Origin of the sequence: Streptomyces johnsoniae (genome assembly GCF_031845565.1) — a bacterium.
In the GTDB taxonomy this organism is placed as follows: domain Bacteria; phylum Actinomycetota; class Actinomycetes; order Streptomycetales; family Streptomycetaceae; genus Streptomyces; species Streptomyces johnsoniae.
Genome location: NZ_JAVREV010000024.1, coordinates 64,464 through 79,825, shown reverse-complemented (window position 1 = coordinate 79,825; position 15,362 = coordinate 64,464). Strand labels below are relative to the sequence as shown.

Genomic DNA, 15,362 nt, shown 5'->3' with positions numbered 1-15,362 from the left:
GCAGAATCGGAGGCATGAGTGAGCCCCAGAAGTATGCCGACCGCATCTACCGCTCCGGGTCCGCCATCGCGGCAGGTGTGCTGCTGCTCGGTCTGGCCGGGTGGCTGGGCGGAGACGCGATCCTGCGCGGTGAGGACAGGACGCCGCTGACGGCGGCATCCACCCTGCTGTTCGTGGTGCCGCTGGTCGTCGCCTTCACTCTGCGTCCGGCCGTCTTCGCCTCGGACGAGCGGCTGCGCGTGCGGAATCCGTTCCGCACCATCACCGCCCCCTGGGGCGCGGTGGACACGATCAGGTCCAGCTATTCCACGGAGGTGCTGGCCGGCGGCACGAAGTATCAGATGTGGGCGATCCCGGTGTCGATGCGGGCCCGTTCGAAGGCAACACGGCACAACGACCAGGTGGCCTCCGGGCGGCCGGCCCGCGGCGGTCTGATGGGCCTCAGCTTCGGCGGGGGCGGCATGGCCGGCTCGCAGGACACCGGGCCGCGCGTCCCGCCGGGCGACGCGGCCGTGGCCGAGTTGCGGGAGCTGGCGGAGCGCCACGGGGAGAAGACGCAGGGCGGCACGGTCGGCGTGCGCTGGAGCTACGAGATCCTGGCGCCGCTCGCCGTGGGCGCGGTGGGCCTGGCCGTCATGTGGCTGACCGGCTGATCGGCTGACCCGGGTTCCGTGGCGGTCCGCTTGGGCGAGGCCGGTGTGGGCCTATGCGACGCCGGTTCGGGGCGGCCGGTGTCCGGTCGGCCGCGCTTGCCGATCCGTTCGCCTTCCATGCCCTGCTCTCGGTTCCGGCGTCGGCGTTCATCCGGTACGGGTCACATCTCCTGTCCGGAGCCGTCCATGATGGGCCGCACCTCCACGGCGGACAGCCGGGCATCGGGGAAACGGGCCGCGACCTCGGCCGCGCGCTCCGGGCTTTCGCAGTCGAGCACGAAGAATCCGGCGAGCTGTTCCTTGGCCTCCCCCGTACGGCCCGTCCATGGTGGCGGGAACGCCGTCGCGCACGCGTACGGTTCGGGCGTTCACCGGCGGACGCGGCGGGTCAGGGGTGTGCGGGGCCGCGGAGGCCGTTCAGCGCGGTCCGCACCAGGAGATCGGCGTACTCGGCCGTAAGGGGGCGGCTGCGCTCCAGCCAGGTGGTGCGCAGCACGCCCCACAGCATGTCCACCGCCAGGTCCAGATCCGCGTCCTGCGGCAGCTGGCCTGCCTGCTGCGCGCTGCGCAGCCGCGCCAGCTTCAGCTCCCGCATGGGGCCGTCGAGCCGTTCCGCGTAGAGCGCCGCGAGGGCGGGGTCGGTGATGATCTCCACGGACAGTGCCCGCATCATGCCGTCGAGCCGGGGGTCGGTCAGCTCCTCGACGGTCGCGCGCAGCACCGTCTTCAGGTCCTGCTCCAGATCTCCGGTGTCCGGCAGGGCGGCGTCGGCAGCGCCGGCGGCACCGGCGGCGTCGTCCGAGCCCTGGGCGGCGAGGGCCAGCAGCGCGTCGAACAGCACCGCTCCCTTGGAGGGCCACCAGCGGTAGATCGTCTGCTTCCCGACGCCGGCCCTGGCGGCGATGCCCTCGATGCTCAGCCTGGCGTAGCCGACCTCGCCGACCAGGTCGAACGCCGCGGTGAGGATGGCCTGCCGGGATGCTTCGCTGCGGCGCGCGGGGTTGGGCCGGTTCTGCTGCCGTGGAGTCATGGCCGCCAGACTAGCAAGATGCGATACGAGACGGTCCGTCTTGACAAGGCGCCGCCCGGCGGGCAAGCTTCGGGGCAGTCAGCGAGACGCAACGTCTCGTTCCGAAGCCCCACCCGGGAGGCGTCCATGCGCACCGAATCCAGCCGCACCTGGCTCATCACCGGCGGCAGCCGCGGCCTCGGCCGCGCCTTCGCCGAAGCCGCACTCGACGCGGGGGACCGGGTGGCCACGGTGTCGCGCACCACCGCCTCCCTGGACGAGCTGCGTGCCCGCCACGACGGGCGGCTGATCACGCTCACCGCCGACGTCACCGACCGCGCCGCTGTCTTCGCGGCGGTCGAGGAGGCGGCCAGGCGCCTCGGCCGCCTGGACATCGTCGTCAACAACGCGGGGACGATGGCGATGGGCATGATCGAGGAGTTCAGCGAGGCGGAGGCCCGCGCCGCCATGGAGACCAACTTCTTCGGCGCCCTGTGGGTCGGCCAGGCCGTCATGCCCGTCCTGCGCGAGCAGCATGGTGGCCACATCGTGCAGATCTCCAGCATCGGCGCCCTCGGCGGTTACCCGAGCACGGGCCTGTACAGCGCGAGCAAGTTTGCCCTTGAGGGCATGAGCGAAGCGCTCGCCGCCGAGGCCGCGCACTTCGGCGTCCGGCTGACCATCGTCGAACCGGGCGGCTACTGGACCGACCTGTACACGGCCATGCACACCGCCACCGCCGATCCGTCGTACGCGGGGCTGCGCGCCGAGTTGGAGAAGCAGTGGGCGGAAGGCTCCGTCGACAGCCACCCGCGGCTCGCCGCGGAGGCCCTGATGAAGCTGGTCGACAGCGAGGAGCCGCCGCTGCGCCTGCTGCTCGGCAGCGCCGTCTACGACATGGCCGTGGAGGTCAGCAACGCGCGGCTGCGGACATGGGCGGCGTGGGAGGAGACCAGCCGCGCGGCCGAGCACGCCATTCCGCAGCCGCAGCCGCAGCCGCAGCGTTGAACGGTCGGGCTGTGCCGCCCGCGTTCAGCCGTCGCCCGCCGGCCTGTGCCGGAGGGCGCGGCCGACGGCGCGCGCGATGCGGTCGGCCTCCGCGTCCGGCACCCGTTCCGCCGCGGGCCGCCGCAGCAGGTCGAAGATCCCGGGCCCGCGCCGCGCGGCGGGCAGGTCGGCGCCGCGCGGAATCACGTGGAAGTGCAGGTGGGCGAAGCCGCCCTGCTCGCCGAACTGCGCCACATACGTCTTGGGGCAGCCCGTCACCTCGCGCAGCGCCCGCGACAGAGCGGCCTGCCAGGGCCCGAGCGCCGCCGCCTCCGCGTCCGTCAGCTCGTCCACGCCCGTGACGTGCCGCCGCGGCAGGAGCACCAGCCAGCCGGGCAGCGCCGTGCCCAGCGCGTGCGCCACCCGCCAGTGGCGGTCGGACGCGACGGCCTCGCGCGGCGGCAGTGCGCCCAAGCCGGTCTCCTGTTCGCAGGCGTAGCAGCCGACCCGGGGTGCCTCCATGCGCCCAAGTCTAGGCCGGTCCGCCGCGCGCCCCCCGTTCCGCGCGGGCAACCGCCGTCGCCGGGCGGGCCGTTGTGCCGTGCCCGCCGTGCCCGCCGTGCCCGCCGTGCCCGCCGTGCCCGCCGTTCCCCGGCCGGGCGCGCCGCCGCAGGCCTGTGGCCGTGCCCGCGACGGCGAGCGCCAGGGCCACGAGCCCCGCGCCGACCCACAGCGGGGAGCGGTAGCCGAGGTCCGCGCCGATCGCGAGGCCGCCCGCCCACGGGCCGATCGCCGCCCCCACGTTGAACGCGGCGGTGGCGAACCCACCGGCCAGGGTCGGCGCCTCCGCCGCCGCGTAGAGCACCTGGGAAATCAGCGTGGAGCCGACCGCGAACGACAGGGTGCCCTGCACCAGGACGAGCACGAGGGCCGCGACCGCGTTCCCCGCCACCAGCGCGAACAGCGCCCAGCCCGCCAGCAGCGCCGCTCCGCCCCGGGCCAGCAGCCGGACGGGCCGCACGTCCGCGACCCGCCCGGCGATCGTCACCCCGAGGAGCGAGCCGAGCCCGAACATCGCCAGTACCGCGGGCACCCAGCCCTCCCCGAAGCCGGTCACCTCGGTCATCAGCGGCGCGAGATAGGTGAACACGCAGAACGTCGCCCCGTTCACCAGGGCCCCGAGGAGCAGCGTCACCAGCAGGCGCGGGCTGCGCAGCGCGCGCAGTTCGCGGCGCGCCCGCGGCGCGGCAACGCCGTCCGGTGCCCCCGCGGGCACGGACCGCAACGTCGCGGCGATCGCGGGCAGGGAGATCAGGGCCACGGCCCAGAACGCCGCGCGCCAGCCCCACAGCTGACCGAGCCATGCTCCGGCGGGGACGCCGGCCACGCAGGCGACGGTGACGCCGCCGAGCAGCACCGAGGTCGCGCGCCCCTTGGCGTTCGGCGCGACCATGGCGGTCGCGGTGGCAAGGGCCACCGCGAGGAACCCGGCGTTGGCGAGCGCCCCGACGACGCGGGTGACGAGCAGCACGTGATAGCTGGTGGTCAGCGCGCCGATCACGTGCACGAGCAGGAAGACGACGAGGAACGCGAGCAGCGCGAGCCGCCGCGACCAGCGCAGGCTGAGAACGGCCATCAGCGGGGCGCCGACGACCATTCCCACGGCGAAGGCCGAGGTCAGCGAGCCGGCGGCCGGAACGGAGACGTTCAGGTCGTCGGCGATGCCGGGGATGAGGCCCGACAGCATGAACTCGGACGTGCCTTGTGCACACACCGCAAGTCCGAGCAGATAAAGGGTAAAAGGCGTGAAATGGCTCCGCAACCACATCGTGGATCGACAGGGCAGCGGCAGGCACACATCGACGCCGGCAACGGCAACGGCACGGAAAGCACGGTAGGAGGAGACGGCACACGAACGTCCCCGGGGCAGACGGCCGTTGACGCGGGCGCGCGCGACTGCCGCGCGAAGAAACCCGCCGTCGTCGTGAGGCACGACGTCGGCCGGTCGGAAACAGCCCGCAGGCCGGCGATCCGGTGGCGGAAGGACGCGGGAACGCGGTGCCCGGCACCGCGGCCCTCAGGGGCGGCGGTGCCTCAGCGCCATGGCGTGCGCGACGGACGAGCAGCCACCGGACGGCCGGTGGCTAGCGTCTTGACGCCTCGGGGCTGGACATGGGCGCAGCCTAACCAGGCCCGGTCGGCCGCGTCCACGCATTTGTGCGCCCGGCGTCACGCCCTCACCACCGTCAGCGGCTCGCGCGCCCGCCACTGCTCGATGGCCGGTTCGAGCATCGCTGCCAGCTCCGGCATCATCGGCACGAGCGCCAGCGCGCCCACGGTCTGGAGCAGCCGGGCCCCCTCCAGCAGGTCGAGCAGGGCACGGTCGAGGCGCACGCCGGAGGCGCGTTCGTACGCCTCGACGCCCGTGGCGCCCACCTGGGTGAGGTCCCACTCCACCGGCCCGTACGTGGCGTCCTCGAAATCGCAGAAGAGATAACCGTCCGCGGTCCGCAGGACGTTGTAGCCGGGCGCGTCGCCGTGCAGGGGCTGGAGCCGCACGCCGGGGAAGTACGCGGCCGGGTCCGCCACGAAGTCCTCGGCGGCCGCGTACTCCGCCGCCGCCCGGTCGAGGTCGGCGGCGGTGAGGAACTGCGGCCGCTTCCGCAGCTCGGCCAGCATCGTGCCGGTGCCGGGAACGAGCGGCGTCAGCATGGGCAGGTCATCCGCCCCGGGATAGGCGGCGAGCCGCTCGTGCAGCCCGGCGGCCCAGCCCGCCCCCTCGGCGAACCGCCCCGCGAGCCGCTCCGGGCCGGTCGCCGCCATCTCCTCGACGGTGAGCCGGTACTTCTCGTCGACGAACTCCCAGCACGTCATCGAGGTTCCCTCGCACACCACGGGCTCCCGCGGCACCAGCGGGCTGGGGCGCACGACCGGGGCGCCGGTGTCGGCGAGCCAGCCCGCGACGGCCAGTTCGCGCCGTTGCTTCACCCCCTGCTCCTCCGCGGAGGACAGCACGAGCGACGGCACCCGAACGACCACGGGCTCCGGGGCGAGGTGCACCAGCACGTTGAAGACGTCGTACAGCACGCGCGGGTCCTTCGGCCGCAGGCCGAGTTCACGGCCCGCGGCGGTGGCCAGGCGCACGGCCCGCTCGGTGCGCCGCGCGGCGACGGCGCCGACGGCGGCGACGGGTACCTGGGATGTGGGGGATGCCATGCGGGCGATCCTGCCCCGCCACGGCGCGTCCTGTCGAAACGGCCTCACCTGCGCGAACGGCCCCGCCCGAACGAACGGCCCCGTCGTGTCACCCGGCGGGCGGCACCAGGCCCAGCGCGTCGCGCAGGTCCTCCGACACGCGCCGCAGCACCGCGGCGGCCGCGGCCCGGGCCGCCGGCAGGTCCTCGCGCGCGGACACCGGCAGCACCACCTCGACGTACGCCTTCAGCTTCGGCTCCGTGCCGCTGGGCCGCACGACCACCCGGGCCGCGGAGACCTCGCCCCCGCCGGCCAGCGTGTAGCGCAGCCCGTCCGTCGGGGGCAGCCCGCCGGCGCCCGCCGCCAGATCCTCGGCGCGCGTGACGGCAAGACCGGCCAGCTCGCGAGGTGGCCGGGTGCGCAGCCGCCGTATCGCCCCGGCGATCAGCGACAGGTCCTGGACGCGCACCGACAGCTGGTCGGTGGCGTGCAGCCCGTGGGCGAGCGCCAGTTCGTCGAGTACGTCGGCGGGCGTGCGGCCCTCCGCCTTCAGCCCGGCGGCCAGTTCGGCGGCGCACAGGGCCGCCGTGATGCCGTCCTTGTCGCGGACCCCGGCCGGATCGACGCAGTAGCCGAGCGCCTCCTCGTAGGCGAAGCCGAGCCCGGGAACGCGCGCGAGCCACTTGAAGCCGGTCAGCGTCTCGCGGAACGGCAGCCCGGCCGCCTCGGCGATGCGGCTCGTCAGGGAGGACGAGACGATCGACGTGGCGAACGTACCGCGCACGCCCCGGCGCACGAGGTGGTGCGCGAGGAGCGCGCCCAACTCGTCACCCCGCAGCATGCGCCAGCCGCCGTCCGCGCCCGGGTCGGGGATGCCGACGGCGCAGCGGTCCGCGTCCGGGTCGTTGGCGATCAGCAGATCGGGCCGCGGAACGGTCGCGCGGGCGCGCGCCAGCGCCAGGTCCATGGCGCCGGGCTCCTCCGGGTTGGGGAACGCGACGGTGGGGAAGTCCGGGTCGGGCGCCGCCTGTTCTGGCACCTCGACCGGCGCGGGGAAACCGGCCCCGGCGAACGCGGCGGTCAGCACGGACTGCCCGACGCCGTGCAGCGGCGTGTACACCGCCGTGGCGGCGCGCGGCGAGCCTGGCGCGAGTGCCGCCGCCGTCCTGGCCAGGTACGCGGCCACGATCTCCTCGCCCAGGACCTCCCAGCCCGCCGCGGGCCGCGGCACGTCGGCGGGCGCGCCGACGGCGGCGATCTCGTCCGCGATGGCGGCGTCGGCGGGCGGCACGATCTGGCTGCCGTCGCCGAGGTAGACCTTGTACCCGTTGTCGCGCGGCGGGTTGTGGCTCGCGGTCACGGCGACCCCGGCGACCGCTCCGAGGTGGCGGATGGCGAACGCGAGGACCGGCGTCGGCAGCGGGCGCGGCAGCAGCGCCGCGCGCAGCCCGGCGCCCGTGACGACGGCGGCCGTGTCCCTGGCGAAGTCGGCGCTCCGGTGCCTGGCGTCGTAGCCGATGACAACGAGTCCAGGACCGGCGGCCGCGTCCTCGGCGTTCCGCGCGTGGGTGCGCAGGTACGCGGCGAGGCCGGCCGCCGCCCGGATGACGACGGTGCGGTTCATGCGCATCGGGCCCGCGCCCATCTCGCCGCGCAGGCCGGCCGTGCCGAACTGGAGCGTGCCGGAGAACCGCGCGGCCAGCTCCGCGGTGGCCGGCCCGCCGCCGGGGCCGCCGCCGGGCGCGTCGGCGGCGGGCCGTTCCTCCGACTCGGCCTCGGAGATGAGAGCGGCCAGCTCCGCGCGGGTTTCCGGGTCCGGGTCCTCGGCGAGCCAGGCGCGGGCCCGCGTGATCAGCTCGTTCGCCATCGCGTCTCGACTGTCCCGTTCGTCTCGTCGTTCGTGTCGTCGTCGTTCGTCTCGTCGTTCGTGGGCGTGCGGGGCGGGGACGTTCAGATGCGGCTCAGGAGCCGGGCCAGGAGGGCGCCCATGCGCGTCGCGGAGTCGCGGCCCGCGCGCAGGACTTCCTCGTGGCTCAGCGGCTGGCCGGTGAGACCGGCCGCGAGGTTGGTCACCAGCGAGATGCCCAGCACCTCGGCCCCCGCCTCACGGGCGGCGATGGCTTCGAGAACGGTGGACATGCCGACCAGGTCCCCGCCGATCGCGCGGACCATGCGGATCTCGGCGGGTGTCTCGTAGTGCGGCCCGGGGAACTGCACGTAGACCCCCTCTTCGAGGGTCGGGTCGATCTCCCGGCAGAGCGCCCGCAGCCGCGGGGCGTAGAGGTCCGTCAGGTCGACGAAGTTGGCCCCGGCGATGGGCGAGGCGGCCGTGAGGTTGATGTGGTCGCTGATCAGCACGGGCTGCCCGGGGCGCATGCCCTCCCGCAGGCCGCCGCACCCGTTGGTGAGCACGACGGTCTTGCAGCCCGCCGCCACGGCGGTGCGCACGCCGTGCGCGACGGCGGCCACGCCGCGCCCCTCGTAGTAGTGGGTGCGGCCGAGGAAGACGAGCGCACGCTTGTTCCCCACCCGGTGGGAACGGACTCTGCCGGCGTGCCCCTCGGCGGCCGGCGGGGGGAAGCCGGGCAGCTCGGTCACGTGGAACTCGTGCTGCGGTTCCCCCAGCGCATCGGCGGCCGGGACCCATCCCGAGCCCATGACCAGCGCGACGTCGTGGGCTGCCACACCGGTCAACTCCCGGACCCGTGCAGCCGCGGCGTCCGCCGAGTCCTCGATTTCAGAAGCGTTCACGCGCCGAGCCTAACGGGTTCCGGCCTACGCGCGTAGACGCGGGACGTTCCCAGGGGCGCATAACAGCCATCCACCGTGCGCCCGCTCACGCCTCCGGCGGCGGAGGGCGCGCAGGGGCGGGCGGGCCGCGCCGTCAGCAGGGGCGCTTGCGCAGCTCCATCACGTAGTCGTGGGGTGCGCCCGCGGCCTCCGCCGCATCGGCGATCTCGCCGAGGTAGCGGGCCGAGGGCAGGCCGCCCTCGTACGCGTTCAGCACGTAGACCCAGGCGGCCGCCGTACCGTCCAGCGTGTGGACCTGGACGCGGGTGCGGCGGTAGATGCCGAGGCTCACGCCCTCCCAGCGGTCCATCGCGTCCTCGTCCATGGGGGCGATGTCGTAGAGCGCGACGAACACGTCGGAGCCGGGCGGCGCGCCGTTGTCCTCCACGACGCTCGCCAGGGCACCCTCCCAGCCCATCTCCTCACCGCCGAACGTGAGCCGCCAGCCGGTGATCCAGCCGGTGCCACGCAGAGGTGAGTGCGGTGCGCGGCGGGCCATCAACCGGGGGTCGAGGTTACCGGCGTAAGCGGCGTAGAGCGACATGCCCCCGAGCGTACGGGAGTGGCGGGCGTGGCAGGCAGATCCGGCCCGCCGGGGGCCAAAGGCGAGAACGGACGAGTCGTACGAGACACTGGAAAGGTGACTCGCATCGTGATCATTGGTGGCGGACCCGGCGGCTACGAGGCGGCGCTGGTGGCGGCGCAGCTCGGCGCGGAGGTGACCGTCGTGGATCGCGATGGCCTCGGGGGCGCGTCGGTGCTCACCGACTGCGTCCCTTCCAAGACCCTGATCGCGACCGCCGAGGTGATGACCGGATTCGACTCCTCGCGGGAGGAGCTGGGCATCGAGATCGATCATGACGGCGACGGCATCGGCGACGAGGTGCGCGGCATCGGCGTCGACCTCGGCAAGGTCAACCGGCGGGTGAAGCGTCTCGCGCTCGCGCAGTCGCACGACATCACCTCCTCCGTGACGCGCGCCGGCGTGCGGGTGCTGCGCGGGCGCGCGCGGCTGATGCCCAATCCGGCGTCCGACGGTTCGCGCCGGGTCGCCGTCACCGGTGCCGACGGCGTGGCGCAGGACCTGGAGGCGGACTGTGTGCTGATCGCCACCGGCGGTCAGCCGCGGGAGCTGCCCGACGCCCGCCCGGACGGGGAGCGCATCCTCACCTGGACGCAGGTCTACGACCTCGGGGAGCTGCCCGAGGAGCTGGTGGTGGTCGGGTCCGGGGTGACGGGCGCGGAGTTCGCGGGCGCCTATCAGGCGCTGGGGTCCCGGGTCACGCTGGTCTCCTCCCGTGACCGGGTGCTGCCGGGCGAGGACCCGGACGCGGCGGCCGTGCTGGAGGACGTCTTCCGCCGCCGCGGGATGAACGTGATGGCGCGCTCGCGCGCCGCCGCCGTGAAACGTGCGGGCGGCCGGGTGGAGATCACGCTGTCCGACGGGCGGACCATTTCGGGCACGCACTGCCTGATGGCGGTCGGCGCCGTGCCGAACACGAGCGACATGGGCCTGGAGGAGGCCGGGGTCAAGCTGAAGGACTCCGGTCACATCTGGACCGACAAGGTCTCCAGGACGACGGCCCCCGGCGTGTACGCGGCGGGGGACTGCACCGGGGTGCTCGCGCTGGCCTCGGTGGCGGCGATGCAGGGCCGGATCGCGATGTACCACTTCCTGGGCGACGCGGTGGCACCGCTGGATCTCAACACCGTCTCGGGCAACATCTTCACCGACCCCGAGATCGCCACCGTCGGGTACACGCAGGAGGACGTGGACGAGGGGCGGATCGACGCCCGGCTGGTGAAGCTGCCGTTGCTGCGCAATCCGCGGGCGAAGATGCAGGGCGTGCGGGACGGCTTCGTCAAGCTGTTCTGCCGTCCCGGTACCGGGATCGTGGTCGGCGGCGTGGTCGTCGCGCCGCGCGCCAGCGAGCTGATCCACCCCATATCGATCGCGGTCGACAACAGTCTGACGGTGGAACAGATCGCAAAAGCGTTCACCGTGTACCCGTCTTTGTCCGGGTCGATCGCCGAGGCGGCCCGGCAGCTGCATACCCGGAAACTCGCTGAAGAACAGTAGGCACTGGTCACCACTGGTATCACGCGAATGCGCCCCTGGCATATATCACGCCGGGGGCGTACGCATAGTCAACTTCGGTAATTCCTCGCAACCGGCTGAAACAAGATGGTCGTTGGGGTTACTGTCGGTTCCGTGTTCGCTGCAGAACGTCGTCAGATGATTCTCGAAATGGTGCGCGCCAACGGAGCCGTGTCGCTCCGGGAGCTCGCCCGCGTTGTCCAGACCTCGGAAGTGACCGTGCGGCGCGATGTACGCGCCTTGGAGGCAGAAGGATTGGTGGATCGCAGACACGGTGGTGCGGTCCTGCCGGGTGGGTTCACCCGGGAGTCGGGCTTTCCCCAGCGGGCCATGGCCGCGACGGCGGAGAAGACCGCCATCGCGGAGTACGCGGCCGGCCTGGTCCGGGAGGGCGAGGCCATCGTGGTGGGCGCCGGTACCACGACCCAGGAGCTGGCCCGCCGGCTGGCCCGGGTGCCGGGGCTGACCGTCGTCACCAACTCGCTGCTGGTGGCCCAGGCGCTCGCGCACGCCAACCGCGTGGAGGTGGTGATGACGGGGGGGACGTTGCGCGGCTCCAACTATGCGCTGGTCGGCAGCGGCGCCGAGCAGTCGCTCGTCGGGCTGCGTGTCAGCCGGGCGTTCCTGTCGGGCTCCGGACTGACGGCCGACCGCGGCCTGTCCACGTCCAACATGCTGGCCGCGAGCGTGGACCGCGCGCTGGTGCGGGCGGCGGCCGAGGTGGTCGTCCTGGCCGACCACACCAAGCTCGGCGCGGAGACGGCCTTCCAGACCGTGCCCACGGACCTGATCACGCAGCTCGTGACGGATCAGCCGCCGCCCGAGTGTGAACGGGCGGGCACGGAGATCGAGGCCCTGGCCGACCAGGGCGTGCGGATCTCGGTGGCCGCCCCCGCCGTGGCGGGGGGGAAGGCGGGGCCCGCCGAGCGGACGGACCGCGCCGAGCGGACCGACCGCGGCACCGAGGCCGCGCGGCGGGACGTTCCGCTGCCCGCGCCGCGCGGCGCGGTGCACCCCGGCCTCGCGGCGTCCGCGCCGCTCGGCCAGCGCATGACCGACCTGGCGCCGACTCGCCGTCGGTAGTGCCTCAAGGCCGGTCGGGAAGGCCACCGGCGGCTCCGCCCCCCACCGGGGCGGAGCCGGGCCGTCCACCCGACTCCGGCCCGCGCCGGTGCGGTTCGCCGCGTCCGTGCCGCGCGGCCCGTTCGCGGTACGGGGTCCTCGGGGCTTGGCACCCCCGGGGAGGTGCCCCCGGAGAGGTGGGACCGCTCGCTGCTCGGGCGGCGTTCTCCCTCGGCCCTTCCTCGGCCCTTCCCTGCTACTTCCCTAGTCCTTGATCTCGCAGATGGTGGCGCCGGAGGAGACGGAGGCGCCGACGTCGGCCTTCAAGTCCACGATCGTGCCCGAGCGGTGGGCGTTGATGGGCTGTTCCATCTTCATCGCCTCCAGGACGATGATCAGCTCGCCCTCCTCGACCTGCTGCCCCTCCTCGACGGCGACCTTCACGATCGTGCCCTGCATGGGCGAGGCCAGCGCCTCACCCGTCGCGCCGGAGCCGGCACGCTTGACGGGCTTGCGCCGCGCCGGGCGGGCGCCCCCCGCGACCGCGGCGCGCGCCAGCGGCATGGCCAGCGTCGCGGGCAGCGAGACTTCGAGCCGTTTGCCGCCGACCTCGACGACCACCGTCTCGCGGACGTGGCCCTCCTCGCCGTCCGCACCCGCCGACGCGTCGAACGGCGGGATCGCCGAGACGAACTCCGTCTCGATCCACCGGGTGTGGACGCTGAACGGCCCCTTGCCGCCGTCCAGCTCCGGCGCGAACGCCGGATCGCGCACCACCGCGCGGTGGAACGGGAGCGCCGTCGCCATGCCCTCCACGTGGAACTCGGCCAGCGCGCGCGCCGCGCGCTCCAGCGCCTGCTTGCGGTCCGCGCCGGTGATGATCAGCTTGGCCAGCAGCGAGTCCCAGGCGGGGCCGATCACCGAGCCGGACTCGACACCGGCGTCCACCCGCACCCCGGGCCCGTGCGGCGGGGCGAACGTGGTGACGGTGCCCGGCGCGGGCAGGAAGTTGCGCCCGGGGTCCTCGCCGTTGATGCGGAACTCGATGGAGTGGCCGCGCAGCGCGGGGTCGTCGTATCCGATCTCCTCGCCCTCGGCGATGCGCAGCTGCTCGCGGACCAGGTCGATGCCGCTGATCTCCTCGGTGACCGGGTGCTCCACCTGGAGACGGGTGTTGACCTCAAGGAAGGAGATGGTGCCGTCCTGCCCCACGAGGAACTCGCAGGTGCCGGCGCCGACATAGCCCGCCTCCTTGAGGATGGCCTTCGACGCCGCGTACAGCTCGGCGTTCTGCGCCTCGCTCAGGTAGGGCGCGGGCGCCTCCTCGACGAGCTTCTGGTGGCGCCGCTGGAGCGAGCAGTCGCGGGTGGAGACCACCACCACGTTCCCGTGGGTGTCGGCGAGGCACTGCGTCTCCACGTGCCGCGGGCGGTCCAGGTACCGCTCGACGAAGCACTCGCCGCGGCCGAACGACACCTGCGCCTCGCGGACGGCCGAGTCGTACAGCTCGGGGATCTCCTCCAGCGTCCTGGCGACCTTCAGGCCGCGGCCCCCGCCGCCGAAGGCGGCCTTGATGGCGACCGGCAGCCCGTGTTCGCGGGCGAACGTGACGACTTCGTCGGCGCCGGAGACGGGGTCGGTGGTGCCGGCGACCAGGGGGGCGCCCGCGCGCTGCGCGATGTGCCGCGCGGCGACCTTGTCACCGAGCGCCCGGATCGCGGCGGGCGGCGGACCGATCCAGGTGAGACCCGTGTCGATCACCGCCTGCGCGAAGTCGGCGTTCTCGGAAAGAAATCCGTATCCCGGGTGGACGGCGTCCGCCCCGGCGTCGGCCGCCGCCTTGAGGACCTTGTCGAAGTCCAGGTAGCTGGCGGCCGGAGTGTCACCGCCCAGCGCGAACGCCTCGTCGGTGGCGCGCGCGTGCACGGCGTCCCGGTCCGGCTCGGCGTAGACGGCCACACTGGCGATACCGGCGTCCCGGCAGGCCCGGGCGACCCGGACCGCGATTTCGCCGCGGTTGGCGATGAGCACCTTGCGCACGATGGCTCCCTCCTTGGAACAGGGCGAGTTTATGTACTGGCGACACCCCGCAACGAGTCGCCCTCAGGGGTGACCTTGCCCACACGGACTGTGAGGGCCGACCACTTCGTCGTCCGGCTGCCTTGCTGTCCCAAGGTACGCACCTCGCTGAGGTTCACCTTAGACGTGGGCAGATGCCTTCCACCTCCGGTGGCCTGACACAGGCTGTACCGGGGGTGGTTGTGGAGACCTGACAAACAGGTCAAAGATTCTTTGCTCTTCGGACGGCGGGCTGTCCACCAGGGTTGTCGCGGGCGTTACCCGGCAGTAGCGTGCGCGGGGTGAACCGGGGCAGACGAAGCGTGGCCGCGGTGGCGGCGGTCGTGGTGACGGGCGGTGCGGCGGTCCTCGGGCTGGTGCACTGGATTCTGGGACTGGCGGCGGACCGCCAGGAGATGTCCCTCGGCGGGGTGTCGCCGACGGCGATCAGGGCCGGCGCCTGGTCGGCGGGCGCCGCGCTGGCCGCCTACCTGCTGCTGTGCGGGGCGCTGCTGGCCCGCACGGCGATCCGCGACGTGGCGCCGCGCCGCGTGGCCCGCGCGGCGCTGGCCGCGGCGGCGGTGCTGCACGCGGTGCTCGGGGCGCTGGCGGTCGGGCTCGTGGGCTGGGCCGCGTTCGCGGTGCTGATCGTGGTGTTCGGGCTGGTCATGCTGACGCTGACGCTGTACCCGCCCCCCGAGGACGCGGGCCCCGCGGCCGGGTCAGGCCCACAGGTCGGTGATGGCGACCCCGACCCGGGCGAGCAGGGTGCGCAGCAGGGGCAGGGACAGCCCGATGACGGTCCCGGCGTTGCCGTCGATCCCGTCGATGAACGGGGCCGACCTGCCGTCGAGGGTGAACGCCCCGGCGACGCGCAGCGGTTCGCCTGAGGCGACGTAGGCGGCGATCTCGGCGTCGGAGGGCGAGCCGAATCTGACGGTCGTCGAGGCCGTGGCGGCGGCGCGCGCGCCGTCCGAGGTGTCGATCACGCAGTGCCCGGTGTGCAGCACCCCGCTCCGGCCGCGCATCGACTTCCAGCGCGTGGTGGCCTCTTCGGCGTCGGCGGGCTTGCCGAACGCCTGCCCGTCGATGTCGAGCACCGAGTCGCACCCCACGACCAGGGCCCCGGCGGCCGCTCCGCGTTCCGCGACGGCCGCGGCCTTGGCCTCGGCGAGCACCCGGGCCAGCTCGGCGGGGGATGGCGCGGTCAGCGCGTCCTCGTCCACGCCGCTGACGATCACCTCGGGGGCGAGCCCGGCTTGCCGCAACAGGCCGAGGCGCGCGGGGGACTGGGAGGCGAGGACCAGCCGCCTGGCCGGGGTGGGTGACGCGTGGCTCATGGGCGCCAGCGTAACGGCGCCCGGCGCCGCGGCGTCAGCGGGCCAGCAGCAGCACGACGAGGCCCATCGCCGCCGCGAGCACCCAGCCGAGGCGGGCCAGCATGGCCTGCGCTGCCCTGGCCTCCTCGTCGGGCCTCTCCCGCATGTCCGACCACCGCATGGGGTCATGG

At 73.8% G+C, this 15,362-nt stretch carries 15 protein-coding genes; 4 read left to right on the top strand and 11 right to left on the bottom strand.

Going from position 1 to position 15,362, the window contains the following annotated elements; genetic code table 11:
• Nucleotides 1-14: 14 nt before the first annotated feature.
• Complete coding sequence (locus RM779_RS31145; protein WP_311621140.1) at nucleotides 15-653, top strand: PH domain-containing protein; 639 nt, start codon at nucleotides 15-17, stop codon at nucleotides 651-653.
• Between the two features lie 161 nt (nucleotides 654-814).
• Here the strand turns inward: RM779_RS31145 and RM779_RS31140 are convergent, their stop codons facing one another.
• Entirely contained in the window at nucleotides 815-931 is a 117-nt protein-coding gene (locus RM779_RS31140) for a YciI family protein (protein ID WP_311621139.1), read from the bottom strand.
• A 110-nt stretch (nucleotides 932-1,041) separates the two neighbouring features.
• Entirely contained in the window at nucleotides 1,042-1,683 is a 642-nt protein-coding gene (locus tag RM779_RS31135; protein WP_311621138.1) for a TetR/AcrR family transcriptional regulator, read from the bottom strand.
• A 126-nt stretch (nucleotides 1,684-1,809) separates the two neighbouring features.
• On the opposite strand from RM779_RS31135, the gene RM779_RS31130 reads away from it, so the two are divergent.
• A complete protein-coding gene (locus RM779_RS31130; RefSeq protein ID WP_311621137.1) occupies nucleotides 1,810-2,670 on the top strand; it encodes an SDR family NAD(P)-dependent oxidoreductase in 861 nt (286 codons plus the stop codon).
• 24 nt (nucleotides 2,671-2,694) lie between these two features.
• Here RM779_RS31130 and RM779_RS31125 read toward each other — a convergent pair whose 3' ends face one another.
• From RM779_RS31125 to RM779_RS31100, 6 genes are all read right to left on the bottom strand, one after another.
• Nucleotides 2,695-3,171 (bottom strand): HIT family protein, encoded by a 477-nt coding sequence (locus RM779_RS31125; RefSeq protein WP_311621136.1) that lies wholly within the window; start codon nucleotides 3,169-3,171, stop codon nucleotides 2,695-2,697.
• Nucleotides 3,172-3,181: 10 nt separating this feature from the next.
• Nucleotides 3,182-4,477, bottom strand: a complete 1,296-nt coding sequence (locus RM779_RS31120) for a Cmx/CmrA family chloramphenicol efflux MFS transporter (protein ID WP_394813431.1) — start codon at nucleotides 4,475-4,477, stop codon at nucleotides 3,182-3,184.
• Nucleotides 4,478-4,878: 401 nt separating this feature from the next.
• Nucleotides 4,879-5,865 carry a phosphotransferase gene (locus RM779_RS31115; RefSeq protein ID WP_311621134.1) on the bottom strand — a complete coding sequence of 329 codons (987 nt, stop codon included), beginning with the start codon at nucleotides 5,863-5,865 and terminating at the stop codon, nucleotides 4,879-4,881.
• Nucleotides 5,866-5,953: 88 nt separating this feature from the next.
• Complete coding sequence (locus RM779_RS31110; RefSeq protein ID WP_311621133.1) at nucleotides 5,954-7,711, bottom strand: phospho-sugar mutase; 1,758 nt, start codon at nucleotides 7,709-7,711, stop codon at nucleotides 5,954-5,956.
• 83 nt (nucleotides 7,712-7,794) lie between these two features.
• Entirely contained in the window at nucleotides 7,795-8,595 is an 801-nt protein-coding gene (locus RM779_RS31105; protein ID WP_311621132.1) for a purine-nucleoside phosphorylase, read from the bottom strand.
• 133 nt (nucleotides 8,596-8,728) lie between these two features.
• Nucleotides 8,729-9,178: a gamma-glutamylcyclotransferase gene (locus RM779_RS31100; protein ID WP_311621131.1), complete on the bottom strand. Its 450-nt coding sequence runs from the start codon at nucleotides 9,176-9,178 to the stop codon at nucleotides 8,729-8,731.
• Between the two features lie 96 nt (nucleotides 9,179-9,274).
• Between RM779_RS31100 and RM779_RS31095 the strand changes: the two genes are divergently transcribed.
• Complete coding sequence (locus tag RM779_RS31095; protein WP_311621130.1) at nucleotides 9,275-10,714, top strand: NAD(P)H-quinone dehydrogenase; 1,440 nt, start codon at nucleotides 9,275-9,277, stop codon at nucleotides 10,712-10,714.
• 168 nt (nucleotides 10,715-10,882) lie between these two features.
• Nucleotides 10,883-11,815: a DeoR/GlpR family DNA-binding transcription regulator gene (locus tag RM779_RS31090; protein WP_394813435.1), complete on the top strand. Its 933-nt coding sequence runs from the start codon at nucleotides 10,883-10,885 to the stop codon at nucleotides 11,813-11,815.
• A 243-nt stretch (nucleotides 11,816-12,058) separates the two neighbouring features.
• On the opposite strand, the gene RM779_RS31085 is transcribed toward RM779_RS31090, so the two are convergent.
• The 3 genes from RM779_RS31085 to mmpB form a co-directional block, all read right to left on the bottom strand.
• On the bottom strand, nucleotides 12,059-13,834 hold the full coding sequence (locus RM779_RS31085) for an ATP-binding protein (RefSeq protein ID WP_311621128.1): 1,776 nt from the start codon (nucleotides 13,832-13,834) through the stop codon (nucleotides 12,059-12,061).
• A 740-nt stretch (nucleotides 13,835-14,574) separates the two neighbouring features.
• Nucleotides 14,575-15,192, bottom strand: a complete 618-nt coding sequence (locus RM779_RS31080; RefSeq protein ID WP_311621127.1) for a nucleoside triphosphate pyrophosphatase — start codon at nucleotides 15,190-15,192, stop codon at nucleotides 14,575-14,577.
• Nucleotides 15,193-15,226: 34 nt separating this feature from the next.
• Entirely contained in the window at nucleotides 15,227-15,352 is a 126-nt protein-coding gene (gene mmpB, locus RM779_RS31075; RefSeq protein WP_311621126.1) for a morphogenic membrane protein MmpB, read from the bottom strand.
• Nucleotides 15,353-15,362: the final 10 nt, after the last annotated feature.

Coding starts and splice junctions, on each gene's coding strand:
- RM779_RS31115 (WP_311621134.1), bottom strand. CDS start 5,865: ATGGCATCCCCCACATCCCAGGTACCCGTCGCCGCCGTCGGCGCCGTC.
- mmpB (WP_311621126.1), bottom strand. CDS start 15,352: ATGCGGTGGTCGGACATGCGGGAGAGGCCCGACGAGGAGGCCAGGGCA.
- RM779_RS31090 (WP_394813435.1), top strand. CDS start 10,883: ATGGTGCGCGCCAACGGAGCCGTGTCGCTCCGGGAGCTCGCCCGCGTT.
- RM779_RS31135 (WP_311621138.1), bottom strand. CDS start 1,683: ATGACTCCACGGCAGCAGAACCGGCCCAACCCCGCGCGCCGCAGCGAA.
- RM779_RS31120 (WP_394813431.1), bottom strand. CDS start 4,477: ATGTGGTTGCGGAGCCATTTCACGCCTTTTACCCTTTATCTGCTCGGA.
- RM779_RS31130 (WP_311621137.1), top strand. CDS start 1,810: ATGCGCACCGAATCCAGCCGCACCTGGCTCATCACCGGCGGCAGCCGC.
- RM779_RS31080 (WP_311621127.1), bottom strand. CDS start 15,192: ATGAGCCACGCGTCACCCACCCCGGCCAGGCGGCTGGTCCTCGCCTCC.
- RM779_RS31125 (WP_311621136.1), bottom strand. CDS start 3,171: ATGGAGGCACCCCGGGTCGGCTGCTACGCCTGCGAACAGGAGACCGGC.
- RM779_RS31145 (WP_311621140.1), top strand. CDS start 15: ATGAGTGAGCCCCAGAAGTATGCCGACCGCATCTACCGCTCCGGGTCC.
- RM779_RS31110 (WP_311621133.1), bottom strand. CDS start 7,711: ATGGCGAACGAGCTGATCACGCGGGCCCGCGCCTGGCTCGCCGAGGAC.
- RM779_RS31100 (WP_311621131.1), bottom strand. CDS start 9,178: ATGTCGCTCTACGCCGCTTACGCCGGTAACCTCGACCCCCGGTTGATG.